Source organism: Enterobacter sp. PL_is379 (genome assembly GCF_055817355.1).
Genome location: NZ_JBVPGT010000028.1, coordinates 309,738 through 326,751, shown reverse-complemented (window position 1 = coordinate 326,751; position 17,014 = coordinate 309,738). Strand labels below are relative to the sequence as shown.

Genomic DNA, 17,014 nt, shown 5'->3' with positions numbered 1-17,014 from the left:
TTATGCTCCAGAGTCAACTGACGAGCGGCCAAGCATGCGCTTTAGCGTATCGTCTTTATCAATAAAATGGTGTTTGAGGGCGGCAAGCCCGTGAAGTACGGACAGGATCACGACGCTCCACGCAAGCCAGAGGTGAACGACCCCTGCAGTGTCAGCCTGAGCGCCCGCATCGCTGAGCGTTGCCGGGACGTCAAAAAGGCCAAAGACGCTAATCGGCTTACCGTCCGCCGTCGAGATAAGGTATCCGCTAATCAGAATGGCGAAGAGCAGCGCATAGAGCGCAATATGCGCGGCGACTGCACTGACGCGGGTAAATTTGCTGTGGGTCTTCGGCGCGGCAGGCGGTGGGGAAATATGTCGCCAGATCACGCGGAAAACCAGGCCCAGCATCAGCAGGACACCAATGCTTTTATGCAACTCCGGCGCCTGGTGATACCAGCCATCGTAATAGCTGAGCGTGACCATCCAGAGCCCAAGTCCAAACATACCGTAGACGGCAAGAGCAAATATCCAGTGCAACCCTATGGATATTATTCCGTAGCGCCGGGAGGAGTTACGCAGTTGCATCAGAATGTCCATTTTCAAATTAACCGGAAAGTAAAAATGAACGGGAAGGCGGGATATTGCAACTGAAATAATTGTCTATTGATTTTTATTTTATTTATTTCAGCAATTTTGAAAAGGATCGCTAACGCTAATTCAATCTCTTCGTGCAAGCGAAATGGTGAGTTTCAGTAAAGATAAATTAACGTCAATTATTGTCAGTAAGGCTTTTCAGTAAAATACAATGTAAACAAAATCAATAATGGCCAACAGCGCCCACAATAAGAGATAGAGCATAAAATGCTCGCGAATATTATTCATCAGAAAGCTAACGATCCTGCGCATAACGCCCCGTAATGCAGTGTGAGTGAAACGGGCCCCGGGACGTCCGGAGCCCGTGTGGATTATCCGTTAAAACGCGAGAGTGAGAAGGGCGTCAGATCAAACTGCGGCGTGATACCCTGAGCAAACTGCGCGGCGATTTCACCTAGCACGGAAGCGAATTTAAAGCCGTGGCCGCTCAGCCCGGTGATGAGCAGGGTGTTGTCATGCCCGGGCAGCGTATCAATGATGAAGTCTTCATCCGGTGTGTTGTCGTAGGTACAGGCTGCACCATACAGCAAGCCACCGACGCCCGGAAGAATAGTTCGCAGGAACGAGAAGGCTTCCGAACCATCCTGAGGAAAGGCGCCGAAAGGCTTACGCTCTTCAGGGGAGGTGATCGCCTGGCCCCCGTTGTGTTTACCAATTTTCAGCGCGTCTTTCTCGGAAGGGAAACCGTAGAACTGATCGCCATTCGGTAATTCCCCGGTGAAGGCCGGGAATTTATTCTGGACGCTGTAACGACCATCCGACTGGAACCAGGAGAAGACCTTGCGCACCGGTTGGATCGGCAGGTCCGGCAGCAGGCGAGTGACCCAGGTTCCTGCGCTGACGAGCAGGCGAACCGCGGAATATTCACCGTCAAGGGTCGTTACCGTGACGCCATTCTCGTCATGGGTGATGGCCTCCACCGGACAGTTAAACAGCTGTGCACAGCCGGCTTTCGCGGCAAGGTCGACCCAGGTTTTGATCGCTGTTTCACAATGCAGTACGCCGGAGTGGGCTTCAAAGAGGCCAATATAATCGTCCGGGACGCTAATTTCAGGCCAGCGCGCGGTTATGCCCGTTGCGTCCAGCTTCTCAACGTCCAGATTAAAGGCTTTCGCGCTGCGCTCGACGCCGGCAAGAAATTCCGAATGAGCCGGACCAAGGTTGATAACCCCGGTACGCTCGAAAATACGCTCTTCGGTCTGCTTCGCCAGTTCATCCCACAGCGTCTGGGCGCGAAGCACCAGCGGGACATAGCGCTCGCCTTCTCCATACGCATGGCGCATGAGGCGGGTATCGCCATGATGGCTGCCTTCCGCATGGGGAGGGAGGTGGGCATCGATCATCAGGACCTTCAGACCTGCCTGTGTTGCGTAATAACCGGCAGCGGAACCCACGGAGCCGCTACCAATAATGATTAAGTCGTATCTCATATGCATCTCATAAACTGACGTTTTGTTAGCAGAGTAATTAACAACGCGGAGTTAGACAAGGGAGAAATAAATAAGGCACCGCGAGGGTGCCTGTAGAGAGAAAAGTGGGCATAAGCTTAGTGCCGTTTATACTCATTTTCCTGATAGTCGCCAGATTCTATTTTTGCAATACCTGCCTCTAAAATAGAAATAAACTGACGGGCGACGTCTGTTGTTAGCCACAGCGTCTGTCCAACTTCCGCTTCTTCACGGTTGAGTTGATTCGGGGTCTGGTAGTGCAAACGCAGCATCAGCGCATCGTAGCTATCTACGGTACTGATATCCCAGCCAACAAGTGGATGGGTCTGGATCACTTCACTATTCTTTTCCATTATAACCCCCTTAATGCGTGTTAGAAGACAACGGCTTTGAGGTTCAATGCATGTTTTTCTGAAAGCATCTTCAGTATACCAAGTAATAAGGGTTCCGAAGGGAAAAATAAACAGGTGGCAACACATTTTTCTGCTTTTTAGGATTGTTCGAACAATAAAACACCATCTTGTTCACGATTCTTAAAGAAGATGCCGAATTAATTTGAACTTACCGTATTTTTAGACAAAAAAAAGCCGGGGCGACCCGGCAAAAAAACACAATGAGGGAGCAGTATTAATCTGTGATAAACCAGTCGTCTGCGCTTTCCCACGTTTCCTGCAGGATTTCGCTGATGCGATCTTTATCTTCTTTCGCCGCACCAATGACGGAGAGGTTGTTCGCCGCGGCGTAACGCACCGTTACGGCACCCGCGTTGTCGGGAAAGGTGTTGTTAATACGGCGGGATAATTCGCCTGCCAGTGCATCAAGCGCGCCGGCAGGCAGAACAGTTGTTTTGGCTATGGTGACTTCAATACGCATAAATGCCCCCTGTGTAATATACTGTTTATTTATACAGGTATATTATCGGTTTGACAACAAGGGGCATTGATTTTTTAAAGTTTTACCGTCCAGTTAACGGTTTCGCCCGCCAGGAAGGGGATCAGCGTGTCATCCGTCAGCGCAATGGACTCCTCAACGTGGCTCGCTTTACGCTCCAGTTCGATGAAGCTGTCGTTGACCGGCAGGCCGTAGAAGCGCGGGCCATTAAGGGAGCAGAACGCTTCGAAATGTTCCAGCGCGTTCATCTCTTCAAATACGGTCGCGTAGCTGGCAAGCGCCGTTGGGGCGTTGAAGCAGCCTGCGCAGCCGCAGCTTGCCTCTTTACGGTGGCGGGCGTGAGGCGCGGAATCGGTGCCGAGGAACGCGCGGGAGAACCCGCTGGCAACCAGCTCGCGCAGCGCCTGCTGGTGGATGTTGCGCTTGAGAATCGGCAGGCAGTACAGGTGAGGGCGCACCCCGCCCACCAGCATGTGGTTACGGTTAAACATCAGGTGCTGCGGCGTAATGGTGGCGGCGATAAGATCGTTGCCGTCGCGCACGTACTCTGCCGCGTCTTTGGTGGTGATATGCTCAAAGACCACTTTAAGCGCGGGCAGGCGCTGGCGCAGAGGCTCCATCACGGTCTCGATAAATCGGGCTTCACGGTCGAAGATGTCAATCTCGGCATGCGTGACTTCACCATGGACCAGCAGCGGCATGCCCAGTTTCTGCATGCGCTCCAGAACCGGCATGATGGCATCAATGCTGGTGACGCCGTGGCTGGAGTTGGTGGTGGCATTCGCCGGATAGAGTTTCGCCGCCGTAAATACGCCTTCGTTAAACCCACGCTCCACTTCGTTCGGGTCCAGCGAGTCGGTCAGATAGCAGGTCATCAACGGGGTGAAATCGTGTCCCGCAGGCACGGCATCCAGGATGCGCTGGCGATAGGCTATCGCGGCATCGACGGTGGTGACTGGTGGAACCAGGTTAGGCATGACAATCGCGCGGCCATAAATTTCGCTGGTATAAGGCACGACGGTTTTCAGCATATCGCCATCACGCAGATGGATATGCCAGTCGTCAGGGCGGCGGATTTTAAGAACCTGGGGTTGTGCAGTCATGGAAGCTCCGGCTTGTCAGGAATCAGTCATAAGGATGGCTGTTTTTGCCGGACACAAATCATAAGCGGAAACGTTTTCGTTTGCACACTTTTCCGTAAAAAAAAGGGCGCCGCAGCGCCCTTCAGGTTAATCGGTGAAAGGAATGATGATTTCACCCGGCTTAACCTCTATGCCTTTTGCGTATTTTTTCGCCAGGGCTTCGCCCTTGCTTTTATCTTCGCTTAAGACGTACGCGGGCTGCTGGTTGAAATAATTACGCAGCGACTGGTTGAGATAGGGCATCAGGGTTTGCAGAACCGGCGCCATCTTGTCCGGCGACACCTGCGCATCGACGACTTCCATCTCCTGGAGGAAAATCGCCCCTTTCTCTTTGTTGAAAACGGGGAGTGCCTTCAGCTTGAGCTTGATGTTGGCTTTCTGATTGCCAAAGAGGGAGGACATATCAAGATCCGCGTCACCGGCCAGGGTGACTTTGTTTGGCTCTTCACGCCCGATCTGGCTGGTCAGATTCGTGAGCACGATATGCGCGTCCGCTAGCCCCGGCACGCCAATGTCTTTAGAAAAATTGTTATGTTTTTCCAGCGCCTGATTAATTTCCTGTTCACTGACGGTATATTGCGTGAGCTGGTTACAGCCAACCAGCAGACCGCTGACAACTAATGCAGCGGCAAAGACAATTTTCTTCATAGTGTTCCTCAACGAAAAATCGGCGCTTCTGTCCTGTTACGCCAGTATGTCAGCGTGAATGGGCAGAAACCAGCAGAAAAAACTGAGAAGTGGGGCGGGAGGGACACCCGCCCGAGGGAAAGGCTACGCGCCAGGCTCGAGCATACCGCTCGCGCTGCGTTTCTGGCTGAACTGCCACCACAGGGCAAGAAGCGTCATAAAGCCCACCACGCCGAGCATCATCCACGGGAGTTCGGGCTGGTTTAACGCTTTGCCGGCATCAAACAACCAGCCGCCCCCGGCGTAACCTAATGCGCCGCCAAGCGCCAGCCCGAGCCGGCTGAAACCCATATAGCTGCCGCGCGCACGCGCATCCGCAAGGGAGGCGCTCAGCGTTTCACGGGCAGGCTCGGCGATGATCGACCCTATATAGAAGGTGCAAATCAGGGTAAACAGCTGCTGGAGAGAGTTCACCAGCCCGATCGGCATCATGCTCAGCGTCATCAGGAACAGCCCGGCCATCAGGCGATGCTCCAGACGAAAACGCCGTTCGCTCCAGCGGGCAATCGGATAAAGCAGCGTTAACGACAGGCAGGCTTCGATGGCGTACATCCATTTAACGGCAGCAGGCGTGCCAGCAATGTCGTTAACCATGATCGGCAGCATCAGCATGACCTGCACAGCCAGCATGTAGTAGCCCGTCAATGTCAGCACATAGGTGACAAAACGTTTGTCGCGCAGGACGCGGCCAAGCCCTTCCCGGACAGGTGCTTTGACCGTCGACAGTTTCCAGGCGGGCAGGAACAGGCCATTAAACAGCGCGCACAGAATAAAGAGCACCGCCCCAGCCGCGCAGACCAGACGGAAGTCGTACTGCAGCAGCCAGCTTCCCAGCAGGGCGCCAACAACCGCCCCGGCGCTGTCCTGCATCATCAGAATCGAGAAGAAGCGGCCGCGGTGCTGAGGGCGAATAAGCTTCACCACCAGCGCGGTGCGCGGCGGATCGAACAGCGTGCCCCCGATACCGGAGAGGAAACAGGAGAACCAGAGCAGCCAGGGCTCCTGGGCGACCGCCATCGTGGCAAAGCCTGCTGCGCGCAGCAGCATACCGGTCACGATCATCGGTTTAGCGCCAAAGCGGTCGGCAATGGCCCCGCCAAAGACGCCCAGCCCCTGCTGGACAAACTGGCGTAACCCCAGGGCAATGCCAACCATTAATGCCGCCCAGCCCATTTGATCGACAAAGCGAATCGATATCAGCGGGAAAACGACAAAAAAGCCGAGCACGACCAGCATGTTATCGACGAGCAGGAAATATTTACCCAGGCTCCTGGCCTGTGATACGCGGGACATTTTCCCTCCAGGGAAAATAAGATGGTGAGCACGCTAACATTCTGCGGTGTCGCCGCGTTTTTTCCCACCCCTGAACGCGACAATATTTTTTTATCAAAAGGGTGCTTTGATAGAGAGTTCTCATCGAAAAGTGTGAAAAGAGGTGAAAATGGTATGTCACTGTTTTCACAGACGGCGCAGGCGCAGGTATAGTAAAGCTAATGGGTAAGCTGAAGTGACGGGAAGGAGTGGTATCGATGTTTGGCTATCGCAGTAATGTGCCAAAAGTGCGTCTGACAACGGACAGGCTGGTCGTTCGTCTGGTGCATGAGCGTGATGCCTGGCGTCTGGCGGATTATTACGCCGAGAATCGCCAGTTTTTAAAACCCTGGGAACCCGTTCGGGATGAGAGCCATTGTTACCCTTCCGGCTGGCAGGCGCGCCTCAGCATGATTACGGAATTTCACAAGCAGGGCAGCGCGTTTTATTTCGCGCTGCTGGATCCTGAAGAGAAAGAGATTATCGGGATCGCCAATTTTTCAAACGTGGTGCGGGGATCGTTTCATGCCTGCTACCTTGGCTACTCCATCGGCCAGAAATGGCAGGGGCAGGGGCTGATGTACGAGGCGTTAACGGTGGCGATCCGCTATATGCAACGCACGCAGCATATCCATCGCATCATGGCGAACTATATGCCGCATAATCAGCGCAGCGGCAATTTGCTGGCGCGTTTAGGGTTCGAGAAAGAGGGTTACGCCAAAGACTATCTTTTGATAGACGGAGAGTGGCGCGACCACGTTCTGACGGCGTTAACCACCCGGGACTGGACCGCAGGTCGTTAAGGAGAAAAGATGAAGTATCAGCTAAACGGTACAGAAGCACGCGTGATTGGGTGCTTACTCGAAAAACAGGTCACCACGCCGGAGCAGTATCCGCTCTCTGTCAACGCCGTGACCATGGCCTGCAACCAGAAGACCAACCGCGAGCCGGTGATGAACCTCAGCGAGCATGAGGTTCAGGACGTGCTCGATGCATTGGTAAAACGCCACTATCTGCGCACCGTCAGCGGCTTCGGCAACCGCGTGACCAAATACGAACAGCGCTTTTGTAACTCCGAATTTGGCGACCTGAAGCTGAGCAGTGCGGAAGTGGCGGTCATCACCACGCTGCTGCTGCGCGGGGCACAGACGCCGGGAGAGCTGCGCACGCGCGCTTCCCGTATGCATGAGTTCAGCGATATGCAGGAGGTCGAGCAGACCCTGGAAGGGCTAGCCGCGCGTGAAGACGGCCCATACGTGGTGCGTCTGGCGCGAGAGCCGGGAAAACGCGAAAGCCGCTATATGCATCTGTTCAGTGGTGAAGTTGATATTTCAGTTAAATCCAGCGCAACCGATATTAGTGCTGGAGATGACGATTTGGTTGCCCGCGTAGAGGCGCTGGAAGATGAGGTCGCCGGGCTGAAACAGCGTCTGGATGCGTTGCTGGCACATTTGGGAGACTGACGGTGAAAAAATTACGCGTAGGCGTGGTGGGGCTGGGCGGCATCGCGCAAAAAGCCTGGCTGCCTGTTTTAGGTGCGGCGACGGACTGGACCCTGCAAGGGGCATGGTCACCCACCCGAGAAAAGGCAGAACGTATCTGCGAAACCTGGCGCATGCCGTATGCTGCCTCCCTGCAGGATCTGGCCCGCGAGTGTGATGCGGTTTTTGTGCATACCTCAACGGCAACCCACTATCAGGTGGTGAGCGAGCTGCTCAATTTGGGGGTTCACGTCTGCGTGGATAAACCGCTGGCTGAAAATGTTCAGGATGCCGAACGGCTGATTGAGCTGGCCGCGCGCAAAAAACTGACGCTGATGGTGGGCTTCAACCGCCGCTTTGCGCCGCTTTATCAACAGCTGAAGGCGCAGTCGGGAACGCTCGCCTCGCTGCGGATGGATAAGCACCGTACCGACAGCATTGGGCCAAACGATTTGCGCTTCACGCTGCTGGATGACTATCTGCACGTTGTGGATACGGCGCTGTGGCTCACCAGCGGCAATGCACAGTTGCAAAGTGGCACGCTACTGACGAACGAGCAGGGTGAAATGGTCTACGCCGAACATCATTTCGCGATTGACCATCTGCAGATCACGACCAGCATGCATCGTCGTGCGGGGAGTCAGCGTGAATCCGTCCAGGCCGTCACCGACGGCGCGTTGTACGACATAACCGACATGCGTGAATGGCGGGAAGAGAAGGGCAGCGGCGTGGTGACGCTACCTGCCCCTGGCTGGCAGAGCACGCTTGAACAGCGCGGTTTTGCCGGTTGTGCCCGCCACTTTATCACCTGCGTGCAAAATCAGACGGTTCCTGAAACGTCCGGTGAGCAGGCCATTATGGCGCAGCGCATTGTGGAAAGGCTCTGGCGCGAGGCCATGAGCGAATAACTCGCTGTAACATCTGCGGATAGTAATTCGTTGAAATCCGGTTAGACTAAGCGCCGCTTGTTGGCTTTGCCGGGTGGCGCTTACGCTTACCCGGCTCACAAATCCGTATGGTTCTGGAAATTCACGTTAATGAACTTATTAAAATCGCTGGCGGCCGTCAGCTCGATGACCATGTTTTCCCGCGTGCTGGGTTTTGCGCGCGACGCCATTGTGGCAAGGGTATTTGGTGCAGGGATGGCCACGGACGCCTTTTTCGTCGCGTTCAAGTTGCCGAACCTGCTGCGTCGTATTTTTGCTGAAGGGGCGTTTTCCCAGGCATTCGTGCCTATCCTGGCGGAATATAAAAGCAAGCAGGGTGAAGACGCGACGCGCGTCTTTGTTTCTTATGTCTCCGGGCTGCTGACGCTGGCTTTGGCGGTGGTGACGGTACTCGGGATGCTGGCCGCGCCGTGGGTGATTATGGTAACCGCGCCAGGTTTTGCCGATACGGCCGACAAGTTTGCGCTCACCTCGCAGCTGCTGCGCATTACTTTCCCCTATATTCTGCTGATCTCGCTGGCCTCGCTGGTGGGGGCGATCCTGAATACCTGGAACCGCTTCTCTGTTCCGGCGTTTGCGCCAACGTTTCTCAACGTCAGCATGATCGGCTTTGCCCTGTTCGCTGCGCCGCACTTCAACCCGCCGGTGCTGGCGCTGGCCTGGGCGGTCACCGTGGGCGGCGTGCTGCAGCTGGCGTATCAGCTGCCGCATCTGAAAAAAATCGGCATGCTGGTGCTGCCGCGCATCAATCTCAAAGATGCCGGGGCGATGCGCGTCATCAAGCAGATGGGGCCCGCTATTCTCGGCGTCTCCGTCAGCCAGATCTCGCTGATTATCAACACCATCTTTGCCTCGTTCCTCGTTTCCGGCTCGGTTTCCTGGATGTACTACGCCGACCGTCTGATGGAGTTCCCGTCCGGAGTGCTGGGCGTGGCGCTGGGGACCATCCTGCTGCCGTCGCTGTCGAAAAGTTTTGCCAGCGGTAATCATGATGAGTATTGCCGCCTGATGGACTGGGGGTTACGTCTCTGCTTCCTGCTGGCCCTGCCAAGCGCGGTGGCGCTGGGTATTCTGGCCAAACCGCTGACGGTGTCGCTCTTCCAGTACGGGAAATTCACCGCCTTTGATGCCGCCATGACCCAGCGCGCGCTGATTGCCTACTCGGTCGGATTGATGGGGCTGATCGTCGTCAAGGTGCTGGCGCCCGGGTTCTACTCGCGTCAGGACATCAAAACGCCGGTGAAAATTGCCATTGTGACGCTGATTATGACGCAGCTGATGAACCTGGCGTTTATTGGTCCGCTGAAGCATGCAGGCCTGTCATTATCGATTGGTCTGGCTGCCTGTCTGAATGCCGGGCTGCTGTACTGGCAGCTGCGCAAGCAGGATATTTTTACACCGCAGCCGGGCTGGGGAAGTTTCCTGGTGCGTCTGATCGTGGCGGTACTGGTGATGTCTGCCGCGCTGCTCGGCATGATGTACGTGATGCCGGAGTGGTCTCAGGGCACCATGCCCTACCGTCTGATGCGGCTGATGGCCGTGGTGGGCGTCGGGGTACTGGCGTACTTTGCCACGCTCGCGGTGCTGGGCTTTAAAGTGAAAGAGTTTGCCCGCCGGACGGCATAAACGCCAAAAGGGGAGTTCACCTTATGGTGCTCCCCACTGCATGATTTGTCGCTGATGCGTCAAATCGAAATCTTTTTCACACCCGCAATACGCGCAGTCGCTGTCTGACCATCCGCACCGTACAGTCCGGTTTCTTTATGCGGTTTCAACACCTCAAGTGCCTGCTGATTACGCTCAATCTGACCTTCCAGTAGCCAGCCGTTATGCTGGTTAAGATCGCGCAGGTGCTGGGTTTTTTCGGTAATGGTCTGCCAGCGCTCAATAATATCGTCATTGGCGCTGCGCTTCGGATCCTGCTCAGCGCGGCGTTGTTGCTCCAGATAATCCAGCGTCGCCAGAAGCGAACTCTTATCTTCAGTAATACGCTGCAGCGCGCTGCCGTTGATGTGACCGGAAGAGAGATGCTGTTGTTCAGCGTCCATTACCGTTTTCAGGTCGTTCAGGACAACCGTCATTTGATCCAGTATTTCTGACAGTCGACTCATACGGTTAGTTACTCTGTAAGAAACTCTGTGCTTCCTGAATCAGGGCATCAGCGATCTTGCTGGTATCCATTTTCAGTTCACCGTTACGAATAGCCGTTTTCAGCGCTTCAACACGTTCCATATTGATATCGTTGGTGCCTGGCTGCATCAGTTTCGCCTGCGCATCGCTCAGGGTCACGCTGGTGCTGTTGGACGTTGACGGTTTTTCCAGACGCGTTTTCTGCGCAGGAGTGTCATTCGTTTCGCGAGGTTGTACAGCGCTTACCGGCTTCAGGGCTGATGTACGATCAATGCTCATAGTGTTGTCCTCATCGAGGGTTCGCGGCGTTTGCGCCTGACATCATCATTAGTGGAATATTTATCGGCACGCGCCGCGAAATCTTTAAAAAGATTATAGGTTAATCAGAATATTCCCATCAGAATCGACGGTTCCGCTCACCACCTGGCCTGAGGACATTCTGACGCGGATGTTTTGCGCCACCGCGGCATTGTTTAACGCTTTCCCTTCACTGTTGATACTAAAGCCCTCTCCGTTGGCCACCACCATCACCTGCTGGCCCGCTTTTATCCGCCATGCCTGGCGCAGCATTGAGAGCTGTATCGGCTGGCCTGGTGCAACATCACGCAGGCTGACGGCGTCCTGTGCCTGATTTATTTCCAGCATGGTGCGTGGAGGCAGCTGATCCAGACGGCCGCGTTTTAACGTCACGCTGTTCGTCTGCAGCACGCTGCCGCGCGCAATGGGCACGGCGGCGACAACATAATTGCCCGTCGCCTGAACTGCAACCTGTAAATAGCGTTTTTCGTTGGCGCAGCGTGCCAGCACGTTCACATTCCCCCAAAGCTTTGTGAACCCCACCACGCTGAACGAAGGCTGGTCACACGTCAGGTACAGATTCGGTGGCGTGCGCACGGTAACGGTAACGTCATCGCTAAAGCCTGCCAGCTTCTCAGCAAAGAAAGCCGTCAACTGATCCTGTAAGCCTTCAGCCTGCACCAGCGGGCTAAACAGCCAGAAAATTGCCATCAGGCCACGTTTTAACGTTTGCATCGCAAGTTCCACCGTTTCCAGAGTTGAATGAATTTTACCTGCAGTGGTTTTGCATCAACGCAATAAATAGCGACGCATTTTGCGCTTATTCCGTCGATAGGGGAGACCGGGTGAGATTTAAGCTGTGAACTGAAATTTTGCCATCAGCGGAGGAGACATGCTCGATAAACTCGACGCCGCGTTACGTTTTCAGCAGGAAGCGCTCAATTTACGCGCCCAGCGGCAGGAGATTTTAGCCGCCAACATCGCTAACGCCGATACCCCAGGGTTTCAGGCGCGCGATATTGATTTTTCCAGTGAACTCAAAAAGGTGATGGAGCGTGGACGTGCCGAAGGAACGGGTGTTGCACTTGCCATAACATCCTCTCGCCATATTCCTGCTCAGGCGATGACCGCGCCAGCGACCGATTTACTTTACCGCATTCCCGATCAGCCCTCACTCGACGGTAATACCGTGGATATGGACCGGGAGCGTACCCAGTTTGCCGATAACAGCCTGAAATACCAGACGGGCCTGACCGTACTCGGCGGACAAATCAAAGGCATGATGAACGTCCTGCAGGGGGGGAACTGATAGATGGCCTTGTTGAATATTTTTGATATCGCCGGTTCGGCGTTAACCGCACAGTCCAAACGCCTGAACGTGGCCGCCAGTAACCTGGCGAACGCCGACAGCGTCACCGGACCCGACGGCCAGCCTTATCGTGCCAAACAGGTTGTCTTTCAGGTCGATGCTGCGCCGGGCGCGGCGACAGGCGGCGTAAAGGTGTCTGATGTGGTAGAGAGCCAGGCGCCTGACAGGCTGGTGTATGAGCCGGGTAACCCGCTCGCGGATGCCAGCGGATACGTGAAGATGCCAAACGTGGATGTGGTGGGTGAGATGGTGAACTCCATGTCGGCTTCCCGTAGCTACCAGGCCAACGTCGAAGTGCTTAATACCGTGAAGAGCATGATGCTCAAAACACTCACTCTCGGCCAGTAAAGGAGACATGCATGTCCATCGCCGTAAATGTGAATGATCCTACGAACTCGGGTGTTAACAACACAAAGAGTACGACGGGTTCTAACTCCCTGACGGGGAGTAACGCCGCCGATCTTCAGGGCAGCTTTCTGACGCTGCTGGTGGCGCAGCTTAAGAACCAGGATCCCACCAACCCAATGCAGAACAACGAACTGACCACGCAGCTTGCGCAGATCAGTACCGTGAGCGGCATTGAGAAACTGAACACCACCCTCGGTTCCGTCTCTGGGCAGATTAACAGCGCCCAGTCTCTGCAGGCGGCAAGCCTGATTGGCCACGGGGTGATGATCCCGGGAACCACGATTCTGGCGGGTAGCAGCACCACCGACGGCAATACCACCACGACGACCACGCCGTTTGGCGTTGAGTTGCAGCAGGCGGCGGAGAAAGTAACCGCAACCATTACCGACAGCAACGGCACGGTCGTGCGCACCATTGATATCGGCGAGCTGAAGGCGGGTGTTCACACCTTTACCTGGGATGGCAGCCTGACCGACGGCACGAAAGCACCAAACGGTTCCTACAAAGTAGCGATCAGCGCCAGCAACGGGACAACCCAGCTGGTAGCGCAGCCGCTGCAGTTCGCGCTGGTCCAGGGCGTGATTAAAGGAAGCGACGGCAACAAACTGGATTTGGGAACCTCGGGTTCCACCACACTCGACGAAGTTCGGCAGATTATCTAAGCCTTAACACTTATCAGGAGTAAGTCATGGCCTTTTCTCAAGCGGTCAGCGGCCTGAATGCTGCGGCCACCAACCTGGACGTCATTGGCAACAACATCGCCAACTCCGCGACCTATGGTTTTAAATCCGGTTCTGCATCATTTGCAGACATGTTTGCCGGTTCCAAAGTCGGCCTGGGCGTGAAAGTTGCGGGCATCACTCAGGACTTTACCGACGGTACCACCACCAACACCGGTCGTGGTCTGGACGTTGCTATCAGCCAGAACGGTTTCTTCCGTATGGTCGATTCCAACGGCTCTGTGTTCTACAGCCGTAACGGTCAGTTCAAGCTGGACGAAAACCGTACGCTGGTGAACATGCAGGGCATGCAGCTGACGGGCTACCCGGTAGCGGGTACGCCGCCTACCGTTCAGACCGGTGCGAACCCTCAGGCGATTACTATCCCGAATACCCTGATGGCGGCAAAATCGACCACCACCGCGACGCAGCAGATCAACCTGAACTCAACCGACCCTGTTCAAACGGCCCCTTTCGATGCGACCAACCCGGACACCTATAACAAAAAAGGGACCGTGACCGTATTCGACAGCCAGGGTAACGCCCATAACATGTACGTCTACTACGTGAAGACGGCCAACAATAAATGGGATCTTTACACTCAGGACGGCAGCGTTGCAGGTTCTACAGCAGCGAAAGCGGCGCAGATGAACTTTGATGCGAACGGTAACCTGGCGGGTGTCTATAACTACGACGCTGCGGGTGTACTGAGCGCAACGCCAAACGCCACGCCGGCCATTAACATCACCACGGGTTCTGTCAGCGGTGCGACGGCTGCGACCTTCTCCCTGAGCTTCCTGAACTCCATGCAGCAGAACACCGGTGCGAACAGCGTGGTGGCAACCAATCAGAACGGCTACAAGCCAGGCGATCTGGTGAGCTACCAGATCAACGACGATGGCACCGTGGTGGGAAGCTACTCTAACGAACAGTCTCAGGTTCTGGGTCAGATCGTGCTGGCAAACTTCGCCAACAACGAAGGTCTGAAATCAGAAGGCGACAACGTCTGGTCTGCCTCTCAGTCCTCCGGCGTGGCGCTGCTGGGTACCGCAGGCACCGGTAACTTCGGCAAGCTGACCAACGGCGCGCTGGAAGCCTCCAACGTGGATATGAGTAAGGAACTGGTGAACATGATCGTCGCGCAGCGTAACTATCAGTCGAACGCGCAGACCATCAAAACCCAGGATCAGATCCTCAACACGCTGGTTAACCTGCGTTAAGCGGCTAACAGGAAAGCGCAATGGATCACGCAATATATACCGCGATGGGCGCGGCAAGCCAGACGCTCAATCAGCAGGCCGTTACCGCCAGCAACCTGGCAAACGCCTCAACGCCGGGCTTTCGCGCGCAGCTTAATGCGCTGCGCGCGGTGCCGGTAGAAGGGCTTTCCCTGCCAACCCGTACGCTGGTGACGGCATCAACCCCAGGCGCCGATATGACGCCAGGGCAGATGGACTATACCTCACGCCCGCTGGATGTTGCCCTGCAGCAGGACGGCTGGCTGGCGGTGCAAACGGCCGACGGCAGCGAAGGCTATACCCGTAACGGGAACATCCAGGTGAGCGCGACGGGCCAGCTGACGATTCAGGGGCATCCGGTAATGGGGGAAGCGGGTCCGCTGACCGTGCCGGAAGGCTCTGAGCTGACTATCGCCGCGGACGGCACCATTTCGGCGCTGAACCCGGGCGACCCGGCCAACACCGTTGCGCCCGTCGGACGTCTGAAGCTGGTTAAGGCGGAAGGCAAAGAGGTGCAGCGTGGCGATGACGGCATGTTCCGTCTGACCCAGGCGGCGCAGGCGACGCGGGGTGCCACGTTACAGGCCGATCCGAGCATCCGCGTGATGTCCGGCGTTCTGGAAGGCAGTAACGTCAAGCCGGTCGAAGCCATGACCGACATGATCGCCAGCGCCCGCCGCTTTGAAATGCAGATGAAGATCATCAGCAGCGTGGATGAAAACGCGGGCAAGGCTAACCAACTTCTGGCTATGAGTTAACAGGACTCCTTATGATCAGTTCTTTATGGATCGCGAAAACAGGCCTGGACGCCCAGCAAACCAATATGGACGTGATTGCCAACAACCTGGCAAACGTGAGCACCAATGGTTTCAAGCGTCAGCGCGCCGTTTTCGAAGATTTGCTTTATCAAACCATCCGCCAGCCGGGGGCGCAGTCTTCTGAACAGACGACTCTGCCTTCGGGCCTGCAGATCGGTACCGGTGTTCGCCCGGTGGCCACCGAGCGTCTGCACAGTCAGGGCAACCTGTCTCAGACCAACAACAGTAAAGACGTGGCAATCAAAGGGCAGGGCTTCTTCCAGGTGCAGCTGCCTGACGGTACCTCTGCTTATACCCGCGACGGTTCGTTCCAGGTCGATCAGAACGGCCAGCTGGTGACGGCGGGCGGTTTCCAGGTCCAGCCTGCGATCACCATCCCGGCCAACGCCCTGAGCATCACCATCGGACGTGACGGTGTGGTCAGCGTGACCCAGCAGGGACAGGCCGCGCCGGTTCAGGTTGGGCAGCTCAACCTGACCACCTTCATGAACGATACCGGTCTGGAAAGCATTGGTGAGAACCTCTACACCGAAACGCAATCCTCCGGTACGCCAAATGAGAGCACCCCGGGCCTGAACGGTGCGGGCCTACTGTACCAGGGCTATGTTGAAACCTCCAACGTGAACGTGGCGGAAGAGCTGGTGAATATGATCCAGGTTCAGCGCGCGTATGAAATTAACAGTAAAGCAGTGTCGACGACCGACCAGATGCTGCAGAAACTGACGCAACTCTAAGGTGTAGCCCGGTGCGGTAAACGCCGCGCCGGCTCCCTGTTTTCGAAGATGAAGGCAATGCAAAAAAACGCGGCGTTTCGTTATCCGATACTGACTGTTCTGGCTGTCACCCTCAGCGGGTGTGCTTTGATCCCGTCCAAACCATTGGTCCAGGGTGCGACGACTGCCCAGCCCGTTCCTGGCCCTGCGCCAGTGGTAAACGGCTCCATTTTCCAGACCGCGCAGCCGATTAATTACGGCTATCAGCCGCTGTTTGAAGATCGCCGCCCGCGTAATGTCGGCGATACATTGACCATTGTGCTGCAGGAAAACGTCAGCGCGAGCAAGAGCTCGTCGGCGAATGCCAGCCGCGATGGCAAAACCAATTTTGGCTTCGATACCGTGCCACGCTATCTCGAAGGGCTGTTCGGCAACGCGCGTGCTGATGTGAACGCGTCCGGCGGCAACACCTTTAACGGCAAAGGCGGCGCGAACGCCAGCAACACCTTCAGCGGTACGCTGACGGTCACGGTTGACCAGGTTCTGGTTAACGGCAACTTACACGTTGTGGGTGAAAAACAGATCGCCATCAACCAGGGCACTGAATTCATTCGCTTCTCGGGTGTGGTTAACCCTCGCACCATCAGCGGCACCAACACCGTTCCGTCCACCCAGGTGGCGGATGCGCGCATTGAGTACGTCGGTAACGGCTATATCAATGAAGCGCAAAATATGGGTTGGCTGCAGCGCTTCTTCCTTAATCTATCGCCGATGTAAGC

General features: G+C 55.7%; 22 protein-coding genes. 11 read left to right on the top strand and 11 right to left on the bottom strand.

The window, feature by feature from the left end; translation table 11 throughout:
* The 8 genes from AC0TOY_RS12410 to mdtH form a co-directional block, all read right to left on the bottom strand.
* The gene (locus AC0TOY_RS12410; RefSeq protein WP_208763753.1) at positions 1-567 is read right to left on the bottom strand and encodes a cytochrome b; all 567 of its coding nucleotides are present in this window, start codon (positions 565-567) and stop codon (positions 1-3) included.
* A 207-nt stretch (positions 568-774) separates the two neighbouring features.
* Positions 775-888: a DUF2770 family protein gene (locus tag AC0TOY_RS12405; RefSeq protein ID WP_032645429.1), complete on the bottom strand. Its 114-nt coding sequence runs from the start codon at positions 886-888 to the stop codon at positions 775-777.
* Between the two features lie 59 nt (positions 889-947).
* On the bottom strand, positions 948-2,066 hold the full coding sequence (gene solA, locus AC0TOY_RS12400) for an N-methyl-L-tryptophan oxidase (RefSeq protein ID WP_473721900.1): 1,119 nt from the start codon (positions 2,064-2,066) through the stop codon (positions 948-950).
* A 116-nt stretch (positions 2,067-2,182) separates the two neighbouring features.
* Entirely contained in the window at positions 2,183-2,437 is a 255-nt protein-coding gene (gene bssS, locus AC0TOY_RS12395; protein ID WP_008500827.1) for a biofilm formation regulator BssS, read from the bottom strand.
* 274 nt (positions 2,438-2,711) lie between these two features.
* The gene (dinI, locus tag AC0TOY_RS12390; protein ID WP_008500826.1) at positions 2,712-2,957 is read right to left on the bottom strand and encodes a DNA damage-inducible protein I; all 246 of its coding nucleotides are present in this window, start codon (positions 2,955-2,957) and stop codon (positions 2,712-2,714) included.
* Between the two features lie 74 nt (positions 2,958-3,031).
* Positions 3,032-4,078, bottom strand: coding sequence for a dihydroorotase (gene pyrC, locus AC0TOY_RS12385; RefSeq protein WP_473721899.1), 1,047 nt, complete (start codon positions 4,076-4,078; stop codon positions 3,032-3,034).
* Positions 4,079-4,204: 126 nt separating this feature from the next.
* Complete coding sequence (locus tag AC0TOY_RS12380) at positions 4,205-4,765, bottom strand: lipoprotein (RefSeq protein ID WP_023311126.1); 561 nt, start codon at positions 4,763-4,765, stop codon at positions 4,205-4,207.
* 123 nt (positions 4,766-4,888) lie between these two features.
* Complete coding sequence (gene mdtH, locus AC0TOY_RS12375; protein WP_024909006.1) at positions 4,889-6,097, bottom strand: multidrug efflux MFS transporter MdtH; 1,209 nt, start codon at positions 6,095-6,097, stop codon at positions 4,889-4,891.
* A 236-nt stretch (positions 6,098-6,333) separates the two neighbouring features.
* Between mdtH and rimJ the strand changes: the two genes are divergently transcribed.
* The 4 genes from rimJ to murJ all read left to right on the top strand — a co-directional run bounded on the left by rimJ (position 6,334) and on the right by murJ (position 10,169).
* On the top strand, positions 6,334-6,918 hold the full coding sequence (rimJ, locus tag AC0TOY_RS12370) for a ribosomal protein S5-alanine N-acetyltransferase (RefSeq protein ID WP_008500822.1): 585 nt from the start codon (positions 6,334-6,336) through the stop codon (positions 6,916-6,918).
* 9 nt (positions 6,919-6,927) lie between these two features.
* Entirely contained in the window at positions 6,928-7,578 is a 651-nt protein-coding gene (locus AC0TOY_RS12365; protein WP_148769671.1) for a YceH family protein, read from the top strand.
* 2 nt (positions 7,579-7,580) lie between these two features.
* A complete protein-coding gene (locus AC0TOY_RS12360; protein WP_148769670.1) occupies positions 7,581-8,504 on the top strand; it encodes a Gfo/Idh/MocA family protein in 924 nt (307 codons plus the stop codon).
* A 129-nt stretch (positions 8,505-8,633) separates the two neighbouring features.
* The gene (gene murJ, locus AC0TOY_RS12355; protein ID WP_148769669.1) at positions 8,634-10,169 is read left to right on the top strand and encodes a murein biosynthesis integral membrane protein MurJ; all 1,536 of its coding nucleotides are present in this window, start codon (positions 8,634-8,636) and stop codon (positions 10,167-10,169) included.
* A 59-nt stretch (positions 10,170-10,228) separates the two neighbouring features.
* Here murJ and flgN read toward each other — a convergent pair whose 3' ends face one another.
* The 3 genes from flgN to flgA all read right to left on the bottom strand — a co-directional run bounded on the left by flgN (position 10,229) and on the right by flgA (position 11,705).
* On the bottom strand, positions 10,229-10,654 hold the full coding sequence (gene flgN, locus AC0TOY_RS12350) for a flagella biosynthesis chaperone FlgN (protein WP_008500818.1): 426 nt from the start codon (positions 10,652-10,654) through the stop codon (positions 10,229-10,231).
* 4 nt (positions 10,655-10,658) lie between these two features.
* On the bottom strand, positions 10,659-10,952 hold the full coding sequence (gene flgM, locus AC0TOY_RS12345) for a flagellar biosynthesis anti-sigma factor FlgM (protein ID WP_032650838.1): 294 nt from the start codon (positions 10,950-10,952) through the stop codon (positions 10,659-10,661).
* A gap of 93 nt (positions 10,953-11,045) precedes the next feature.
* A complete protein-coding gene (flgA, locus tag AC0TOY_RS12340; RefSeq protein ID WP_473721898.1) occupies positions 11,046-11,705 on the bottom strand; it encodes a flagellar basal body P-ring formation chaperone FlgA in 660 nt (219 codons plus the stop codon).
* A gap of 157 nt (positions 11,706-11,862) precedes the next feature.
* Here flgA and flgB point away from each other — a divergent pair, with 157 nt between their 5' ends.
* Genes flgB through flgH form a run of 7 tightly spaced genes read left to right on the top strand, consistent with a single transcriptional unit; the run spans position 11,863 to position 17,012 of the window.
* Positions 11,863-12,279, top strand: coding sequence for a flagellar basal body rod protein FlgB (gene flgB, locus AC0TOY_RS12335; RefSeq protein WP_032639641.1), 417 nt, complete (start codon positions 11,863-11,865; stop codon positions 12,277-12,279).
* A 3-nt stretch (positions 12,280-12,282) separates the two neighbouring features.
* On the top strand, positions 12,283-12,687 hold the full coding sequence (gene flgC / locus AC0TOY_RS12330; RefSeq protein ID WP_008500814.1) for a flagellar basal body rod protein FlgC: 405 nt from the start codon (positions 12,283-12,285) through the stop codon (positions 12,685-12,687).
* Positions 12,688-12,698: 11 nt separating this feature from the next.
* Complete coding sequence (gene flgD / locus AC0TOY_RS12325) at positions 12,699-13,409, top strand: flagellar hook assembly protein FlgD (protein WP_061715548.1); 711 nt, start codon at positions 12,699-12,701, stop codon at positions 13,407-13,409.
* 26 nt (positions 13,410-13,435) lie between these two features.
* On the top strand, positions 13,436-14,686 hold the full coding sequence (gene flgE, locus AC0TOY_RS12320) for a flagellar hook protein FlgE (protein WP_061715547.1): 1,251 nt from the start codon (positions 13,436-13,438) through the stop codon (positions 14,684-14,686).
* A 20-nt stretch (positions 14,687-14,706) separates the two neighbouring features.
* Positions 14,707-15,462 carry a flagellar basal body rod protein FlgF gene (locus tag AC0TOY_RS12315; RefSeq protein ID WP_008500811.1) on the top strand — a complete coding sequence of 252 codons (756 nt, stop codon included), beginning with the start codon at positions 14,707-14,709 and terminating at the stop codon, positions 15,460-15,462.
* A gap of 11 nt (positions 15,463-15,473) precedes the next feature.
* Complete coding sequence (gene flgG, locus AC0TOY_RS12310) at positions 15,474-16,256, top strand: flagellar basal-body rod protein FlgG (protein ID WP_008500810.1); 783 nt, start codon at positions 15,474-15,476, stop codon at positions 16,254-16,256.
* 57 nt (positions 16,257-16,313) lie between these two features.
* A complete protein-coding gene (flgH, locus tag AC0TOY_RS12305; protein ID WP_024909015.1) occupies positions 16,314-17,012 on the top strand; it encodes a flagellar basal body L-ring protein FlgH in 699 nt (232 codons plus the stop codon).
* Positions 17,013-17,014: the final 2 nt, after the last annotated feature.

Bases quoted from the DNA above. Each gene is read 5' to 3' on its own strand.
- AC0TOY_RS12410 (WP_208763753.1), bottom strand. From the start codon at position 567: ATGCAACTGCGTAACTCCTCCCGGCGCTACGGAATAATATCCATAGGG.
- AC0TOY_RS12405 (WP_032645429.1), bottom strand. From the start codon at position 888: ATGCGCAGGATCGTTAGCTTTCTGATGAATAATATTCGCGAGCATTTT.
- solA (WP_473721900.1), bottom strand. From the start codon at position 2,066: ATGAGATACGACTTAATCATTATTGGTAGCGGCTCCGTGGGTTCCGCT.
- bssS (WP_008500827.1), bottom strand. From the start codon at position 2,437: ATGGAAAAGAATAGTGAAGTGATCCAGACCCATCCACTTGTTGGCTGG.
- dinI (WP_008500826.1), bottom strand. From the start codon at position 2,957: ATGCGTATTGAAGTCACCATAGCCAAAACAACTGTTCTGCCTGCCGGC.
- pyrC (WP_473721899.1), bottom strand. From the start codon at position 4,078: ATGACTGCACAACCCCAGGTTCTTAAAATCCGCCGCCCTGACGACTGG.
- AC0TOY_RS12380 (WP_023311126.1), bottom strand. From the start codon at position 4,765: ATGAAGAAAATTGTCTTTGCCGCTGCATTAGTTGTCAGCGGTCTGCTG.
- mdtH (WP_024909006.1), bottom strand. From the start codon at position 6,097: ATGTCCCGCGTATCACAGGCCAGGAGCCTGGGTAAATATTTCCTGCTC.
- rimJ (WP_008500822.1), top strand. From the start codon at position 6,334: ATGTTTGGCTATCGCAGTAATGTGCCAAAAGTGCGTCTGACAACGGAC.
- AC0TOY_RS12365 (WP_148769671.1), top strand. From the start codon at position 6,928: ATGAAGTATCAGCTAAACGGTACAGAAGCACGCGTGATTGGGTGCTTA.
- murJ (WP_148769669.1), top strand. From the start codon at position 8,634: ATGAACTTATTAAAATCGCTGGCGGCCGTCAGCTCGATGACCATGTTT.
- flgN (WP_008500818.1), bottom strand. From the start codon at position 10,654: ATGAGTCGACTGTCAGAAATACTGGATCAAATGACGGTTGTCCTGAAC.
- flgM (WP_032650838.1), bottom strand. From the start codon at position 10,952: ATGAGCATTGATCGTACATCAGCCCTGAAGCCGGTAAGCGCTGTACAA.
- flgA (WP_473721898.1), bottom strand. From the start codon at position 11,705: ATGCAAACGTTAAAACGTGGCCTGATGGCAATTTTCTGGCTGTTTAGC.
- flgB (WP_032639641.1), top strand. From the start codon at position 11,863: ATGCTCGATAAACTCGACGCCGCGTTACGTTTTCAGCAGGAAGCGCTC.
- flgC (WP_008500814.1), top strand. From the start codon at position 12,283: ATGGCCTTGTTGAATATTTTTGATATCGCCGGTTCGGCGTTAACCGCA.
- flgD (WP_061715548.1), top strand. From the start codon at position 12,699: ATGTCCATCGCCGTAAATGTGAATGATCCTACGAACTCGGGTGTTAAC.
- flgE (WP_061715547.1), top strand. From the start codon at position 13,436: ATGGCCTTTTCTCAAGCGGTCAGCGGCCTGAATGCTGCGGCCACCAAC.
- AC0TOY_RS12315 (WP_008500811.1), top strand. From the start codon at position 14,707: ATGGATCACGCAATATATACCGCGATGGGCGCGGCAAGCCAGACGCTC.
- flgG (WP_008500810.1), top strand. From the start codon at position 15,474: ATGATCAGTTCTTTATGGATCGCGAAAACAGGCCTGGACGCCCAGCAA.
- flgH (WP_024909015.1), top strand. From the start codon at position 16,314: ATGCAAAAAAACGCGGCGTTTCGTTATCCGATACTGACTGTTCTGGCT.